Annotated in this window: 14 protein-coding genes; 6 read left to right on the top strand and 8 right to left on the bottom strand. The window is 63.9% G+C overall.

Annotated elements, in window-relative coordinates; translation table 11 throughout:
- The first annotated feature begins 31 nt into the window (after positions 1-31).
- The gene (locus ACO550_RS01105) at positions 32-1,381 is read left to right on the top strand and encodes an MFS transporter (protein WP_485993968.1); all 1,350 of its coding nucleotides are present in this window, start codon (positions 32-34) and stop codon (positions 1,379-1,381) included.
- A gap of 213 nt (positions 1,382-1,594) precedes the next feature.
- Positions 1,595-2,467: a transporter substrate-binding domain-containing protein gene (locus ACO550_RS01100; RefSeq protein WP_315594345.1), complete on the top strand. Its 873-nt coding sequence runs from the start codon at positions 1,595-1,597 to the stop codon at positions 2,465-2,467.
- A gap of 6 nt (positions 2,468-2,473) precedes the next feature.
- Here the strand turns inward: ACO550_RS01100 and ACO550_RS01095 are convergent, their stop codons facing one another.
- Positions 2,474-3,370: an SIS domain-containing protein gene (locus ACO550_RS01095; protein ID WP_315594277.1), complete on the bottom strand. Its 897-nt coding sequence runs from the start codon at positions 3,368-3,370 to the stop codon at positions 2,474-2,476.
- Between the two features lie 192 nt (positions 3,371-3,562).
- Between ACO550_RS01095 and ACO550_RS01090 the strand changes: the two genes are divergently transcribed.
- From ACO550_RS01090 to ACO550_RS01080, 3 genes are all read left to right on the top strand, one after another.
- On the top strand, positions 3,563-4,888 hold the full coding sequence (locus ACO550_RS01090; protein ID WP_315594278.1) for an aspartate aminotransferase family protein: 1,326 nt from the start codon (positions 3,563-3,565) through the stop codon (positions 4,886-4,888).
- Between the two features lie 23 nt (positions 4,889-4,911).
- Positions 4,912-5,745, top strand: coding sequence for a 3-keto-5-aminohexanoate cleavage protein (locus tag ACO550_RS01085; RefSeq protein ID WP_315594346.1), 834 nt, complete (start codon positions 4,912-4,914; stop codon positions 5,743-5,745).
- Positions 5,746-5,814: 69 nt separating this feature from the next.
- Positions 5,815-7,014, top strand: coding sequence for a pyridoxal phosphate-dependent aminotransferase (locus tag ACO550_RS01080; protein ID WP_315594279.1), 1,200 nt, complete (start codon positions 5,815-5,817; stop codon positions 7,012-7,014).
- 189 nt (positions 7,015-7,203) lie between these two features.
- Here the strand turns inward: ACO550_RS01080 and ACO550_RS01075 are convergent, their stop codons facing one another.
- From ACO550_RS01075 to ACO550_RS01055, 5 genes are read right to left on the bottom strand one after another with little or no spacing between them, the layout of a single operon-like run.
- Positions 7,204-8,670 carry an efflux transporter outer membrane subunit gene (locus ACO550_RS01075; protein ID WP_315594280.1) on the bottom strand — a complete coding sequence of 489 codons (1,467 nt, stop codon included), beginning with the start codon at positions 8,668-8,670 and terminating at the stop codon, positions 7,204-7,206.
- Between the two features lie 14 nt (positions 8,671-8,684).
- A complete protein-coding gene (locus ACO550_RS01070; protein WP_315594281.1) occupies positions 8,685-9,848 on the bottom strand; it encodes an ABC transporter permease in 1,164 nt (387 codons plus the stop codon).
- Positions 9,845-10,828 carry an ATP-binding cassette domain-containing protein gene (locus tag ACO550_RS01065; protein WP_315594282.1) on the bottom strand — a complete coding sequence of 328 codons (984 nt, stop codon included), beginning with the start codon at positions 10,826-10,828 and terminating at the stop codon, positions 9,845-9,847. Before ACO550_RS01065 ends, ACO550_RS01070 begins: the two co-directional genes overlap by 4 nt.
- Positions 10,825-11,787, bottom strand: coding sequence for an HlyD family secretion protein (locus tag ACO550_RS01060; RefSeq protein WP_315594283.1), 963 nt, complete (start codon positions 11,785-11,787; stop codon positions 10,825-10,827). The genes ACO550_RS01065 and ACO550_RS01060 overlap by 4 nt, the downstream gene beginning before the upstream one ends.
- 14 nt (positions 11,788-11,801) lie before the next feature.
- Complete coding sequence (locus tag ACO550_RS01055) at positions 11,802-12,485, bottom strand: TetR family transcriptional regulator (protein WP_315594284.1); 684 nt, start codon at positions 12,483-12,485, stop codon at positions 11,802-11,804.
- Between the two features lie 222 nt (positions 12,486-12,707).
- On the opposite strand from ACO550_RS01055, the gene ACO550_RS01050 reads away from it, so the two are divergent.
- Positions 12,708-14,096, top strand: a complete 1,389-nt coding sequence (locus ACO550_RS01050) for a carbohydrate porin (RefSeq protein WP_315594285.1) — start codon at positions 12,708-12,710, stop codon at positions 14,094-14,096.
- A gap of 30 nt (positions 14,097-14,126) precedes the next feature.
- Here ACO550_RS01050 and queF read toward each other — a convergent pair whose 3' ends face one another.
- Together queF and ilvA are read right to left on the bottom strand one after the other, a co-directional pair.
- Positions 14,127-14,960 (bottom strand): NADPH-dependent 7-cyano-7-deazaguanine reductase QueF, encoded by an 834-nt coding sequence (queF, locus tag ACO550_RS01045; protein ID WP_315594286.1) that lies wholly within the window; start codon positions 14,958-14,960, stop codon positions 14,127-14,129.
- Between the two features lie 8 nt (positions 14,961-14,968).
- The gene (ilvA, locus tag ACO550_RS01040) at positions 14,969-16,504 is read right to left on the bottom strand and encodes a threonine ammonia-lyase, biosynthetic (RefSeq protein WP_315594287.1); all 1,536 of its coding nucleotides are present in this window, start codon (positions 16,502-16,504) and stop codon (positions 14,969-14,971) included.
- Positions 16,505-16,614 lie beyond the last annotated feature (110 nt).

Here is a 16,614-nt window from a genome sequence, read left to right as displayed (position 1 = left end):
GTCCCTGAAAATCCTGCATCCGGAGACAACCATGCACACCCAGAGCCTGGGCGCCGCCCCCGTATTGCCTGACGCAATGCCAGACGTCTTCCCCACGCAGCAGGAAGACGCGCTGTACCGCAAGGTCTGGCTGCGCATCATTCCGTTCCTGTTCATCTGCTACGTGGTGTCGTTCCTCGATCGCATCAACATCGGCTTTGCCCAATTGCAGATGAAGCAGGACCTGGGCTTCAGCGATGCCATGTATGGCCTCGGTGCCGCGGTGTTCTATGTTGGCTATGTGCTGTGCGAGGTGCCAAGCAACATGCTGCTGGCGCGCTTCGGTGCGCGGCGTACCTTTACCCGCATCATGGTGCTGTGGGGCCTGGCGTCGGTCGGCATGATGATGGTTTCGCAGCCGTCGCACTTCTATCTGTTGCGCTTCATGCTCGGCGTGTTCGAGGCAGGCTTCTTTCCGGGCATCGTGCTCTACCTGACCTACTGGTTTCCCGCGCGCCGCCGTGCGGCCGTGATGGCGATCTTCTTTGCCGGGGTGGCCGTGGCTGGCGTGCTGGGCGGCCTGGTATCGGGCTGGATCATGCGTGACATGGCCGGCGTGCTTGGCATGCACGGCTGGCAATGGATGTTTGCGATCGAAGGTGCGCCGGCGGTGCTGCTGGGATTGATTGCAGCCACCTGCCTGGTCGACGGTCCGCGTCAGGCGCGCTGGCTGACGCCAGCCGAACAGGATTACCTGCTGGCCCAGCATGCGGCCGAGACGCGGGGGCAGGGCGGCCACGCGCATTCGCTGCAGGCACTGGGCCAGGCACTGCGCAATCCGCGCGTGTACCTGTTCGCGTTCATCTACTTCGCACTGACCTGTGGGTCCCTGACGCTGTCATTCTGGATGCCGTTGATGATTCGCGACTTCGGCATTCGCGATGTCATGGCGGTCAGCCTGTATTCGGTGATTCCCAATGCGATCGGCGCGGTGGGCCTGATCCTGATCGCGCGCCGTTCCGACCGGCTCGGCGAGCGCCACGGCCACTTCCTGTGCTGCACCACGGGCGGTGCGCTGGCCCTGATCGCGCTGACACTGCATGTGCCGAGCCTGGCGATATCGCTGGCGTTGCTTTCCGCCGCCTCGGTGCTGATCTTTGCCGCGCTGCCGATCTTCTGGGCGCTGCCGCCGAGCCATCTGCCAGCCCAGACCGCGGCCACGGGCATTGCCTTTATCTCCAGCATTGGCATCACCAGCGGCATCGTAAGCCCCTGGGTGATCGGTCAGATCAAGACCCATACCGGCAGCATGGACAACGCGCTGTACCTGCTGGCCGGCCTGCTGGTGTGCAGTGGACTGGCCATGTGGAAAGGCGTGCCGCGCAACCCGGCGACGCACTAGAACCGCCGCAAATCCCCAAAGCCGGGCGCCATATGCCCGACACACACCGGCCGTATGCCCGACTTTGGGGAAATCCCGAGGAAAAACCATTTGTTTCATGGTTATCCATGATGGAACACTTGTTGCTCAATGACTAGCATTGCAACAGCTGATGCTTTCATTGAAAAGGAGTGTTCCATGAACCCGACCGTTTTGATCCGTGCCGCCGCGCTGATGGCGGTGTCGTTTGGCGCCGGCTCGGCGCTGGCCGTCGATGTGGCCGCCAGCCCGACGCTGAGCAAGATCAAGTCTTCCGGCGCGATCTCGATCGGGCACCGTACGTCGTCGATTCCGTTTTCGTACTACGACGCGAACCAGAAGGTGATCGGCTTCGCACAGGACATCTGCGATCGCGTGATCGATGCCGTGAAGAAGGAAACCGGTACGCCTGGCCTGCAGACGCGCATGGTGCCGGTGACGTCGCAGAATCGTATGTCGCTGGTGCAAAACGGTACGGTGGACCTCGAATGCGGGGTGACCACCAACCTGAAGGCGCGTCAGCAACAGGTGGCGTTCTCGACCACCTATTTCGTGGCCGGTACGCGACTGCTGGTCAAGAAGGGTAGCCCGGTCCACGATTTTGCGGACTTGAGCGGCAAGACCGTGGTGACCAACGCCGGTACCACGTCGGAACGGATCCTGCGCAAGCTCAATGACGAGAAGGGCGCCAACATGACGATCCAGAGCGCCAAGGATTACGGCGAGTCGTTCCTGATCCTGCAGTCGGGCCGTGTGGCGGCATTCATGATGGACGATGTGCTGCTCTCGGGCGTACGCACGCTGGCACCAAAGCCGGACGACTGGGCCGTGGTGGGTACGCCGCAATCGTTCGAAGCCTATGGCTTCATGATGCGCAAGGACGATCCGGGCTTCAAGCAGGTGGTGGATGGCGCGATGAGCGGCCTGATGCGCAGCGGCGAGATCAATACGCTGTACGCCAAATGGTTCCAGAAGCCGGTGCCGCCCAAGAATCTGTCGTTCGACCTGCCGCAGAACGAACAGATCAGGAAGGCTTACGCGCAACCTTCCGACGAAGCCTTCGAATAAGATCTGCTACCGGCCTTTGTCGGGCAGATAGGCGCCCGTGCGGTGGAGCTGGCCTTCGGTCTGTTCCAGCGCACGGATTGCGCCCTTGCCCTTGCGCGCCAGCAACTGTTCGACCAGCGCTTCCACCATCGTCACCCCGGATGTGATCGACGGAAAGAACGATGGGCTGTCGATGGCGAACAGCAACGTGCAGTCGGCTTCCAGCGCAATCGGTGCCACGGTGCTGTCGGTCAAGGCAATCACCTTGCAGCCGGCCTCGCGCGCCGCGGTGGCTACGCGCAGGCTTTCCTGCGAGTAGGGAACAAAGCCGGCAACCAGCACCGCATCCTTGGCATTGAGCGCCCGCAATTCCATTTCCAGTGTGCCGGCGTCGCCACGGATCAGGCGAACCGAACTGCGAAACAGTCCGTAGATGTAGTGGAACGTGAATGCGATCGGAAAGCAGGACCGGAAGCCGGCCACGTGTACCGTGGGGGCCGCGGCCAGCAGATCGGCCGCGCGCGGCAACGCGTCGGCGTTGTTGGCCAGTAGCGCGTCGAGGTTCTGGTGCTGCACCTCGATCATTTCCGCCAGCATCCGGCTTGATCCACTCTCCTTGACCACCTTGCGCGCGCGCCGTGCATAGGGCTGGCTGCCGCCCTCGCGTACCGCGGTCACGAACAACTCCCGCAATCCCTGCCAGCCTTCGAACCCGAGCGACTGCGACAGCCGTACCAGCGTGGCCGGTTGCACGCCAGCGTTGGCGGCCACCTTGCGCATCGACTGGATCGCGATATCACGCGGATGGTCGAGCAGATAGCGCGCGCCGCCCTGGAACTGGGCGCTCAGGTTCGGAAAATCACCGCGCAACTGGTCGAGCAGCGCATCGAGCGATTGGGGCGGGGTGGCGTGGTCGGCGGACATCTGGCGTGGGTCGAGCAGAAAATGCAACGATTGTTGCACAGGTCGCGCGCTGGTGCCCTTTCCTGTTCCTTTTCGTTGGTTGATTCGTATGTTTCTTGGGTGAGATTCAATGAAACACTTGTTGCGCGTGGCGGTCGTTGTTCCTATACTGGCACCTGTTTGGCACCCTGACGCCGCTATCGCAATCGCACCATGACGCACGTATTCCATCGCAATCCCAAGCAAACCTTGCCTGTTGCTGTCGGCGGCAAAGGCATCGAACTGTTCGACAGCAACGGCCGCAGCTATCTGGACGCTTCCGGAGGTGCGGCGGTGTCGTGCCTGGGCCACGGACACCCGCGCGTGATCGAGGCCATCAAGTCGCAGGTGGATAGCCTGGCCTACGCCCATACGTCATTCTTTACGACGGAAGTATCCGAAACGCTGGCCCAAACGCTGGCCGATGCCGCGCCCGGCGATCTCGATCACGTGTACTTCGTGTCGGGCGGCTCCGAGGCCGTGGAGGCCGCGCTGAAGCTGGCACGCCAGTACTTTGTGGAAATCGGGCAGACACAGCGCCGGCATTTCATCGCACGTCGCCAGAGCTATCACGGCAACACGCTGGGCGCCCTGGCGATTGGTGGCAACGCATGGCGCCGCGAGCCCTTCCTGCCGCTGCTGGTGCCCGCGCATCACGTGTCGCCGTGCTACGCGTATCGCGATCAGGCCGCCGGTGAAACCGACGAGCAATATGCGCAACGGCTCGCCGACGAACTCGAAGCCAAGATCCTGGAACTGGGCCCGGACTCGGTGGCCGGCTTCGTGGCCGAGACCGTGGTCGGTGCCACGGCTGGCGCGGTGCCGCCGGTGGGGGACTATCTCAGGCGCATCCGTGCGGTGTGCGACAAGTATGGTGTGCTGTTGATCCTGGACGAGGTAATGTCCGGCATGGGCCGCACCGGCTATCTGTTCGCGTGCGAGGAAGATGGCGTGGTGCCCGATATCGTCACCATTGCCAAGGGCCTTGGTGCCGGCTACCAGCCGATTGGCGCGATGCTGTCCACCGCGCGCATCTATGACGCGATTGTCGGCGGCAGCGGTTTCTTCCAGCATGGCCATACCTATATCGGCCACGCCACGGCATGTGCGGCGGCGCTGGCCGTGCAACGCACGATCGCCGATGACCGTTTGCTCGACAACGTGCTGGCGCGTGGAGAACAATTGCGGGCGCGCCTGCGCGAAGCGCTCGGTGCACATCCCAACCTTGGCGATGTGCGCGGCCGGGGTCTGTTTGTCGGCGTGGAGTTCGTGGCTGACCGTGCTACCAAGGCCACGCTCGATCCGGCAAGAAAGACCCATGCGGTGCTCAAGCGCACCTGCATGGAGCATGGCCTGCTGGTCTATCCGATGGGCGGCACGGTAGATGGGATCAACGGCGATCACGTACTGTTTGCGCCGCCGTTCATCTGCTCGCCCGCCGATATCGACAATATCGTCGATCGCTTCGCGCAGTCGGTGAGCAAGGTCCTGCCGGCCTGAGGAGCAGATTGATGAACAATGACATGTTGCGCCGCCCGTTTGCACTGGCCGTGGCGCCGAACGGTGCGCGCAAGACCCACGCCGACCACGCGCGCCTGCCAATCACCGCGCAAGAGCTGGCACAGTGTGCGCGCGAGTGCGTCGACGCCGGCGCGGCGATGATCCACCTGCACGTGCGCAAGGCCGATGCCACGCACAGTCTCGAAGCAGCCGACTACGAGCCTGCCATCGCCGCGGTGCGGCAGGCCGTGGGCAACCAGCTGGTGCTGCAGTTGACCACCGAAGCGGTGGGTATCTACGAGCCCGCGCAGCAAATTGCCATGGTGCGCGCGCTGCGTCCCGAGGCGGCATCGGTGGCCGTGCGCGAACTGGTTCCAGATGAGGCCGCACTACCGGCTGCCGAGGAGTTCTTCCAGTGGATGCATCGCGAGCACGTGGTGGCGCAGTACATTCTCTACGATGCCAATGATGTACGCCGCTACGCCGCGCTGCGCGGCAGCGGCGCAATTCCGGAAGGGCGCCACTGGGTGCTGTTTGTGCTGGGCAGGTATTCGGCCGGACAGAAATCGTCGCCTGCGGACCTGCTGCCGTTCCTTGCCGCGTGGCACGAGATGGGACTCGACCAGACTGGCACCGAATGGGCGGTATGCGCATTCGGCAAGCAGGAGGCCGATTGCGCGGCCACTGCGGTGATGCTCGGTGGACACGCGCGGATTGGCTTCGAGAACAATATGGCGCTGCCGGACGGTGCCGTGGCCCCCGACAATGCCGCGTTGCTGCGTGCGGTTGGTGCGCCGTTGCAAGGCCTTGGCTATGCCACGATGACCGCCAACGAACTGCGGGTGCGCTTCGCGTAATCGCCCATGCGAGGCGGGCCGGATTCCGGTACGCTAGGTGCTTCATCCGATTCCGCCACAGGAGTGCCGATGTCCGCCAGCCCGCCCCGCCAGCCTTACTCCAATGAAGCCGCGCCGCTGGCGCGCGATGTCGTGCATGCGCTGCGGGCCTCGCGCATCCGCGAGGTAGCCAATGCCGGCATCGGCCTGCCCGATGTGCTGCCGTTCTGGTTTGGTGAATCGGATCAGGTCACGCCGCAATTCATTCGTGATGCCGCGGCGCGGGCATTGGCCAATGGCGCCACGTTCTACACGCACAATCTTGGCATTGCACCGCTGCGTGAGGTGTTGTCCGACTATGTCACGCGGCTGCACGGCAGCACGCGCGTCGAGAACATTGCGGTGACCAGTGCCGGCGTCAATGCACTGATGCTGGCCGCGCAACTGGTGACTGGCCCTGGCGATCGCGTGGTAGCCGTGACGCCGCTATGGCCCAACCTGGTCGAGATCCCGCGCATCCTTGGTGCGACCGTGGAGACCGTCACGCTCGATTATGGCGCCGACGGCTGGACCCTCGATACCGACAAGCTGCTCGCGGCGCTGACGCCGGACACGCGTGCGGTGATGATCAACTCCCCGAACAATCCCACCGGCTGGGTCATGCCGCGCGCCCAGCAGCAGATCGTGCTCGATCACTGCCGGCGCCTCGGCATCTGGATCATCGCCGACGAAGTCTATGAGCGGCTTTACTACGGCAGCGAAGGCGGTAATGCGCCGTCGTTCCTCGACATCGCCAGCCGCGACGAACGCGTGATTGCCGTGAACTCGTTTTCCAAGGCATGGCTGATGACTGGCTGGCGCCTTGGCTGGATGGTACTGCCCGCATCGTTGATGGATGACCTCGGCAAGCTGGTCGAATACAACACGTCATGCGCGCCATCGTTCGTGCAGGAAGCCGGCATCGTGGCGGTGCGGGAAGGCGAGGCGTTCACGCAAGACCTGGTGCAGCGGCTACGCACGGCGCGCGATCATCTGGTGAATGCATTGATTGCGCTGCCTGGCGTCGATGCGCACGCGCCCGATGGCGCCATGTATGTGTTCTTCAAGCTGGCAGGTACCAGCGACAGCCTGGCGCTGTGCAAGCAGCTGGTACGCGAAGCGCATCTCGGTCTGGCACCCGGCAGCGCGTTCGGCGATGAAGGTGAAGGATTTGTGCGTTGGTGCTACGCGTGCGATGTCGCACGGCTCGATGAAGGGGTAAAACGGTTGAGTGCGTTTCTGGCGCGGTAGCCTATGAAGTACCTACGGCTCGCTCCCCTCTCCCGCAACGCGGGAGAGGGGCTGGGGGAGAGGGCGCTGAGGTTCAAATCGAGACTTGTCCCAACTTGAGCCGCCGGCCCTCACCCCCGCCCCTCTCCCGCGCGCGGGAGAGGGGAGACCACCAGCGGCATTTGAACCGTATGCCAGATCCTTACGCGCCTACTTCAAACTCCCCACCGTCGTCCCCTCGTTCCACCATCCACCACCCAGCGCCTGCATCAGCGCCGCCGAATCCGCGAGACGTGTGGCGCGCGCTTGCGCCAGGTCCAGTGTGGCCTGGCGTGCCTGGCGTTCGGCGTCGATTACGGTGAACTGGCTTACGCCTCCCAGCCGGTATTGCTCCGAAACGATCGCCAGCGTGTCGCGCGTTTGCTTCGCATTGTCGGCGCGCGCCTGCAGCGTTCCCGCGTCGGCCTCGAGCGCGCGCAGTGTGTCGGCAACGTTCTGCAGGCCCTGCAGAACGGCTTGTTGGTAAGCGCCCAACGACTGCTCGTACGCCGCTTCCTTGGCGCGCTTCTGCGCTCTCAGCTCGCCGCCATGGAACACTGGTTGCACCACGCCGGCCGCCAGGCTCCAGACATTGAGACTGCTGAACAGGTCGCGTGCGCGCAATTCCTGGGTGCCGCCGCTTGCGGTCAGCGTGATCTGCGGATAGAGGTTCGCCGTGGCCACGCCGATGTTGGCCGAGGCCTGATGCAGCAGCGCTTCCGCGGCGCGGATATCGGGGCGGCGGCGCGCCAGTTCCGACGGCAGGCTGACGGGCAAGGTCTCGGGGAGCTGCAGGTCTTCGAGCCGGAACTCCGGCAGTTGCGCGCTCGATGGTGTCTGCCCGGTGTAGACGGCCAGCTGATGGCGCGTGGCATCGAGCTGCTGTGACAGCCCCGGCACCAACGCCTGCGTTTGCGCGAGTTCCGACTGCTGGCGCTGCACGTCCACGCGCGCCACGCCGCCCAGCTTGAGCCGCTCCTGCATGATGCCGAGCTGGCGCTGCTGCGCCGCCGCGATCGCCACGGTATCGGCCAGCTGCGCGCGCAGGCCTGCTTCGCGGATCGCGGCCGTGGCCACGTTTGCGGCCAGCGACAGCCGTGCGGCTTCGAGTTCGTAACGCTGATAGTCGACGGCGGCTTGCAGTCCTTCGAGTTCGCGCCGTTGTCCGCCAAACAGGTCGAGTGCATATGACACCTGCACGCTGGCGTTGTAGAGCGTGAACGGACCGGGGCTTGGAAACTGCGTGATGCCGACCGAGGTCAGGTCAACCTGCTGGCGCGTGGCACTGAGCTTGGCATCGACCTGCGGAAACTGTGTGGCGCCAGTGCGCGAGGCCAGGTTCTCCTGCGCTTCACGCAGCCGGGCGCGGGCCTGTGTCAGTGTCGGACTGGAGGCCAGCGCGACGCGGATGGTCTCGTCGAGCTGCGGGTTGCGGAACAGCGTCCACCACTGCGCGGGAATGTCGGCGACTTCCAGTGCCTGCGTGGGATATCCGTTCGCCGTCATTTGCACCGGTTGCGGGCCGGCGGTGTACCGGGCATCGGTGGGCGCATCCGGTACGCGAAAGTCGGGACCGACTGTGCAGCCGGCCACCAGCAGCATAACGATCGAGGCGAGCAGGGTAGGCAAGGTACGCATGATGGTGTTCCGGTTCAGTCCAGCGTGCGCTTGTAGAAGCGCACGGCAATGGTCATGACGATCACCGTGAACAGCGCCACGGGCCAGACATTGGGCCACAGCTCGGTCCAGCCACTGCCCTTGAGCATGATGCCGCGGACCATCCGGTTGAAGTAAGTCATCGGCAGCACATTGCCGATCCATTGGGCCCAGGTGGGCATGCCTGCGAACGGGAACATGAAGCCGGACAGCAGGATATTGGGCAGGAAATAGAAGAACGTCAGTTGCACCGCCTGCAGCTGGTTGCTGGCCAGTGACGACAACGTGATGCCCACGGTCAGGTTGGCGGCGATAAACAGCAACGCGGCCATGTACACCGCCACCACCGAACCGAGGAACGGCACTGCGAACACAAAGTGCGCGGCCAGCACGATGATCGTGGCCTGGACCAGTCCGATAAAGATGTACGGCACGATCTTGCCCGAGATCACCTCGATGGGCTGCACCGGTGTGGCCAGCAGGTTTTCCATGGTGCCGCGCTCGCGTTCGCGCGTCATGGCCAGGCCCGTCATCATCACCATTGTCATGGTCAGGATCACGCCCATCAGGCCCGGCACGATGTTGTACTGCGTGATGCCTTCGGGGTTGTACAGGCGCTGAACATTGACGTCGAACGCGGACTTTCCGCCGGCCAGTGGCGCGAGCGCACCCTTGAGGTCGATGCGCGCGACGGTATCGGGCAATTGCGCCAGTGCGCCGATGGCCGGGCCGGTGGCGGACGGGTCGGTGGCGTCGGCTTCCACCAGGATCGAAGGCCGGTCGCCGTGCAGCAGCTTGCGCGAGAAATCGGTGGGGATGTTCACCACGAACTGCACATCGCCGCGCAGCAGAGCTTCACGGCCCGCGGCCTCATCGGGCATCGTGCGCACGATCCTGAAATAGGTGGTGTTCTCCAATGCCGCGATAAAGGTCCGCGAGAAGTCGCTATGTTCGGCGACGATTACGGCCGTAGGCATATGGCGCGGGTCACTGTTGATCGCAAAGCCGAACAACAGCAACTGCACGATGGGCAGCCCCACGATCATGCCGAACGTGATGCGGTCGCGGCGCAACTGCAGGAATTCCTTCAGCACGATGCTCCACCAGCGCTGCACCGAGAACGACTTGTGCAGGCGGGCAATCTGGCGCGCGGCGTTCATGAGGCCTCCTTGCCGCGATGCAAAGGCTTTCTGGCAGGCGCGGCGGCCATATTGTCCTGTGCGCCGCCCATCATGTGGATGAACACGTCTTCGAGACTTGTCTGCGTCTCGACGAGGCGATGGTTTGCGCCGGCATACTGCCTGAGCGTTTGTTCGAGCTGTGTCCCATCCTTGCCGGTCACATGCAACGCGGTGCCGAATGCCACGGTCTGGTCGACGCCGGGCTTGCCCTGCAGTTGCGCCGACAGTTCGGCCAGGTTGTCGCCTTCCACGCTCCACGTGCTCAGGTGCTGGCTGGCCACCACTTCGTCCGACGTGCCTTGCGCCAGCAGCTTGCCATACGCGATATACGCGAGCTTGTGGCAGCGCTCGGCTTCATCCATGTAATGCGTGCTGACCAGTACCGAGATGCCGCGCGCGGCCAACTGGTGCAACTGCTCCCAGAAATCGCGGCGCGCTTTGGGGTCGACACCGGCGGTCGGTTCATCGAGCAGCAGCAACTGCGGCTCGTGTAGCAGGCATGCGGCCAGCGCCAGGCGCTGCTTCCATCCGCCGGACAACGAACCGGCCAGTTGCTCGGCGCGCGATTGCAGACCGAGGTCTTCCAGCGCACGGTCGACGACCTCGCGGCGGTTGGGCATATCGTAGACGCGGGCCACGAAGTCGAGGTTCTCGCGAATCGACAGGTCTTCCCAGTACGAGAAGCGTTGCGTCATGTAGCCGACGTTGCGCTTGATCTCGGCGGCCTGCTTGAGGATGTCGAAACCGAGGCAGGTGCCAGAGCCGGAATCAGGTGTCAGCAGTCCGCACATCATGCGGATCGAGGTGGTCTTGCCGCTGCCGTTCGGGCCCAGGAAGCCAAAGATCTCGCCGCGCGCCACCTGCATGGTCAGGTTGTTGACCACGTGCTTGTCGCCGAAGTGCTTGTTCAGATCGTGCACGTCGATCACCAGTTCGCCATTGCGAGGCTGTTCGCTCATGATTGCGATACCTCCACCGGTTGCCCGGGCCGCAGCTTTGGCGCATCTTCGGTGCTCGGGCGTGCCTCGATCAGGAACACCAGCTTGCGGCGCGTTTCGTTGCTGTAGATGACCGGTGGCGTGAACTCCGCTTCGTTCGATACATAGGTGATCTTTGCCGCCACTGGCGCTGCGCAGCCATCGCAACGGATAAGGATCGACTGGCCGTTCTTCAGCGAGCCGACCACGGCCTCGGGCACGTAGAAGCGCACCTTGACGTTGCCGGGCGGCAGCATGCGTACCACGGCGCTGCCGGCGGGCACCCATTCGCCGGGACGGAACGGTACGTCGTAGACCAGCCCCGATACCGTGGCATTGACCGATTTGCGCGACAGCTTCCATTCGGCCTGTGCCAGCGCGGCACGCGCGGCATCGACCTGCGCGCCTTGCGCGGCCAGTTGATCCTTGCGGCCCGGCAGGCGCGCGACATCGATATCGCGCTTCAGTTCATGCACGCGCGCGGCATCGGCTTCGGCGGTGGCGCGGCTTTCGTCGAGCTGGGCCTTCGAGATACCGCCGATATCGAACTGGGCCTCATCGCGCTTGCGTTGCGCGGCGCTGCGTACGGCTTGCGCCTGCGCCTGCACCAGTTGCGCCTGGTTCACGGCCACTTCCACGGGACGCTTGCCGGTCTGGATATCGGCGAACTGGGCCTCGGCCACGCGGACCTGCTCGGCCGCCTGCTGGCGCGCGGCGCGTTCATCGTCCGCTTCGAGGATGAACAGTGACGCACCGTTGTCGACCTGCTGGCCGCGCTCGACCGACAGTTTTTCCAGCCGGCCCGCGAACGGGGAGGCCACGGCAACGAATTCGCCTTCGATATAGCCTTGCCAGGTGGCCGGCTTGTCGTTGCCGCAGGCGGCGAGCGTGACGGCCAGTACCAGCACGGGCCAGGCGCGAACAGGGCAGGGGAACGGCATACGGGCTCCGTGTTTCAAGGGGTAGTGGGTACGGACAGGCCGTGGCCAAGCAGGGCGACCACGTGGCTCACCAGTTTTTCGGTGTCGATGTCGGCGGCACCGGGCAGGGCGCGCCAGATATGCGTGGTGGCCAGCGGCAACAAGGTCAGGCCGATCAGCGACACCATGACCAGTGCGGGCTCCAGCCCCGGGTTCAGTTGCCCCTTGGCGTGCGCAGCGGCAAGGGGCCCCGCGATGAACTGCGCGCGCTGCAAGGCCACGCGTTGCAGCAGGCGTTCGCGCAACTGCCCCTCGGCACCGACGATTTCGCGGATCCACAGTCCCGGGAACCAGGGCGTGGCCGCAGCGGTGCGGATCAACTGCGCAGCCAGCGTCTGGATCAATGCCACCGGATCGGTCGATTCAGCCTGGAGCGTGCCGAACACCTGTTCGATCAGGGGCTGCAGCCGTTCGTTGAATACGGTGTCGAGCAGGGCTTCGCGGTCGCGAAAGTAGTAGTGCACCAGCGCCGGCGTGACGCCGGCCGCGGCGGCGATGGCCTTGGTCGAGGTGGCTGCTACGCCGTGGCTGGCGAAGAGGTTCACCGCGGCATCGACCAGTCGGTCACGCTGGCCCGCATCGGTGGCTTGCGCGGTGGGGCGCCCTGGGCGCCGCGGCGGATCGGACGAGGGATCGGAGGGCGAGGTTTTGGTCGGCATCGGCATTCATCATTCAAGAGACTCGACTTGCTCTGCCCAATATTAATTTTCGAATTAATTAATTCAAGGTCCGTTACAACGTCGAAGTTGCGGCACATTCTTAGAATGTTGCGATGCAGCAAATGTCGGTAGACATGTCATACGCGGTTGGCTATGCTTCGCGCCAGTCCACAGGATGTGCGCTCGTCGCGCGTCGCCCATCCGCCTTCTCTGGTTTTTCCTATGCTGCGTTTCTGTCTTCCGGCCGCTTTGGCGCGGCTGCGCCCGCGCTTTGTCCGACGCCTTGCCGCTGTGATGCTGGCCGGCAGTACGGCATTGCCGTGGGCCGCGCATGGGCAGGACGCCGTAGCCCAACCGGCCGAGCCCGACACCGAGAGCCCGTTCGCGGTCCACGGCCAGACCACCTATATCTGGCAACGCAAGCCGTCGTTCGGTGCGGCCTACTCGGGCGAAAACAGCCTGACGGCCGAGCGTGCCAAGAGCTACTCGTTCACGGGTACGCTCGATCTCGGGTTGCGGTTGTGGCAGGGCGCCGAATTCCATTTCAATCCCGAGGTCGCGCAGGGCGTGCCGTTCTCGAACTTGCATGGCATGGGTGGCCTGTCCAACGGCGAGCTCGCCAAGACCGCCAGCACGAGCCCGAAGTTCTATCGTGCGCGTGCGTTCGTCCGGCAGTACTGGGGCATGGGCGGTGGCGACGAAAAGATCGAAGCCGATTTCAATTCGTTCGCACGCACCGTCGACAAGCAGCGCGTGGTGCTGACCGCCGGCAACTTCGGCGTGATCGATGTATTCGACCAGAATCCGTATGGATCGGACCCGCGTACCCAGTTCATGAACTGGTCGTTCATGACGCATGGTTCATGGGACTATCCAGCCGATTCGCGTGGCTATAACTGGGGCGCGGCGCTCGAATACATCGGCGATGGCTGGTCGGCGCGCATCGGCCATTTCCTGCAGCCGATCGAGTCGAACGGGCGCGAGCTCGACACGCGGCTGTTCGAACACTATGGCCAGATGCTGGAGCTCGAGAAGCGCTACGCGATTGCGGGCCGGCCGGGTCAGGCGCGGCTGCTGCTATGGCGCAACAAGGCCAAGATGGGTGCGTTCAATGATGCCATCGCATTCGGGCAGGCCAATGGCGTAACACCCGATGTGGGCGACGTCCGGCGTGAACACAGCAAGATGGGCGTGGGCCTTGCCTTCGTGCAGGAAGTGGCCAACGACGCGGGTGTGTTCCTGCGCGCCAACTGGTCCGACGACAAGACCGAAACCTATGCCTTCACGGAAATCGGGCGGCAGGTATCAGGCGGTGGCACGCTGAAGGGCGCGTCGTGGGGGCGGCCCAACGATGAAGTGGGTCTGGCCGTGGCGGTGAACATGCTGGGCTCGGCGCACCGCAATTATCTGGCCGCTGGCGGCCTCGGCGCATTCCTTGGCGATGGGGCGCTGCGCTATGGTCCCGAGCAGGTCTTCGAGATCTACTACAGCATTGCGGTGTGGAAGACGCTGAGCCTGAGCCCGGACTTCCAGTACGTGCGCAATCCCGGCTACAACCGTGATCGCGGCCCGGCGAAGTTCATCGGGATTCGGGCGCACGCGGAGTTTTGATTCCCGCGTGCGGGTGAGGGGCGCCAGACTCTACTGCCGTGCGTTCCTGCGGTTATCGGGCCACGGCGTATTGAAGTTGGTGCGGAACGGATTGATATCGAGCCCGCCGCGCCGCGTATAGCGCGCGTAGACGGCCAGCTTCACGGGCTTGCACATGCGCAGCACGTCGGTGAAGATCCGCTCCACGCATTGCTCGTGGAACTCGTTGTGATTGCGGAACGAGATCAGGTACTTCAGCAATCCTTCCTGGTCGATCGGCGCACCCACGTAGCGGATCTGCACGCTGCCCCAGTCGGGCTGGCCGGTCACCAGGCAGTTCGACTTGAGCAGGTGCGACACCAGCGATTCCTCCACCGGCGACTCTTCCTGCGCGGCCTTGAGCAGCGTCGGATCGGGTTCGTAGATGTCCGTCTCGATATCGAGCCGGTCCAGCAGCAGGCCTTCCAGTTCCCCCATCTTCTGCTTGCTCAGGTCGGACTCGGTCACGATCCGTACCTGTACCGTGCCGCCCGTGGCTTCGGACAGGTCGTGATGCAGCAACTGCTGCACCGCCTCGGCCGAGGCAATCTTGCTCTGGTTGAACGAGTTCAGGTACAGCTTGAACGATTTCGACTCGACGATATTCGGCGTGTCGGCGGGAATGATGAACGTCACCAGTGCCACCTGCGGCTTGCCCTTGAGGTTCAGCCACGACACCTCGTAGGCGTTCCAGATATCCACGCCGAAGAACGGCAGTGCCTTGCCTTCGGCCAGTCCGATCTCGGTGCGCTTGGGCTGGCGCGGAATCGGGAACAGCAGCGTCGGATCGTATTCGGTCTTGTACGCCGAGGGCTTGCCCAGCGGCGAGTGCTCAGGAAGCGTCATGGTCGGAATCAGGACAGGAACAGCTTGTAGACGGGGTTGTCGGTCTCGTCCCAGTGTACGTAACCGAGCGTGGAAAGGAAGGTGCGGAATGCGCGCTTCTCGTTCTTCGGCACCTGGATGCCGACGAGGATGTTCGACGTGTCCGCGCCCTGGTTCCGATAGTGGAACAGGCTGATATTCCAGTTCGGGCTCATGCTCGACAGGAAACGCATCAGCGCGCCCGGGCGCTCGGGAAATTCGAAGCGATACAGCAGTTCGTCATGCGCCAGCGGTGAATGGCCGCCCACCATGTAGCGGATATGCTGCTTGGCCAGTTCGTCGTTGGACAGGTCGAGCGTATCGAAACCGTGGCGACGGAAGCTGGCGGCGATCTTCTCGTTCTCGGCACGGCTCGAGATCTGCAGGCCGACGAAGATATGCGCCACGCCCTTGTCGGCGATACGGTAGTTGAATTCGGTGACGCTGCGCGTGCCGACCTGCTCGCAGAAGCGCTTGAAGCTGCCGCGCTCCTCGGGAATCGACACGGCGAAGACCGCTTCGCGCGCCTCGCCCACTTCGGCGCGCTCGGCTACGAAGCGCAGGCGGTCGAAGTTCATGTTGGCGCCGCAGGCGATTGCCACGAGTTGCTGGTTCTTGAGCTTCTCGCGCTCGGCATAGGCCTTGAGCCCGGCCACGGCCAGTGCGCCGGCCGGCTCCAGGATGCTGCGCGTGTCCTGGAACACATCCTTGAGGCCGGCGCAGATCGCGTCGGTATCGACCAGGATGATCTCGTCCACCAGCTCGCGCGTGATGCGGAAGGTTTCCTTGCCCACCAGCTTGACCGCGGTACCGTCCGAGAACAGGCCCACGTCCTTCAGTTCCACGCGCTTGCCGGCGTCCACCGAGCGCTTCATCGCGTCGGAGTCGAGCGTCTGCACGCCAATCACCTTGATCTCGGGACGCACGGCCTTCACATAGGCCGCGATGCCCGAAATCAGGCCGCCGCCGCCAATGGCCACGAAGATTGCGTGGATCGGGCCCGGGTGCTGGCGCAGGATCTCCATGGCAATGGTGCCCTGGCCGGCGATGACTTCGGGATCGTCGAACGGATGGATGAACGTGAGCTTGTGCTTCTTCTCGAGCTCGACCGCATGCAGGTAGGCGTCGCTGTACGAATCGCCATGCAGCACGATCTGCACCCATTCGCCACCGCGCTCGCGCACCGCGTCGATCTTCACCTGCGGCGTGGTGGTGGGCATGGCAATCATGGCCTTGCACTGCAGCCGGGCCGCGGACAAGGCCACGCCTTGGGCGTGATTGCCGGCCGAGGCGGCGATCACGCCGCGTTTCAGTTCCTCGGCCGTCAGTGACGCCATCTTGTTGTACGCCCCGCGCAGCTTGAACGAGAACACGGGCTGCGTGTCCTCGCGCTTGAACCAGACGGCATTGCCGGTGCGGGCCGACAACGCGGGCGCATAGGTCAGTTCGGTTTCCTGGGCCACGTCGTAGACCTTGGCGGTCAGGATCTTCTTCAAATAGTCGGGCTTGGCGGGGGTGCGGGTCATGATCAGCGGTGCCATCGGCACGACGGCAAAAAAAGCCGGAAAAGTCGGCGGAAACCGCCAATGATAATGGATGACGCACTCTGGGGCGCCAGCGTGACAGCTTTGCCGGC

It is taken from the genome of Cupriavidus sp. (assembly GCF_057315035.1).
This window is presented reverse-complemented; position numbering and strand designations above follow the sequence as displayed.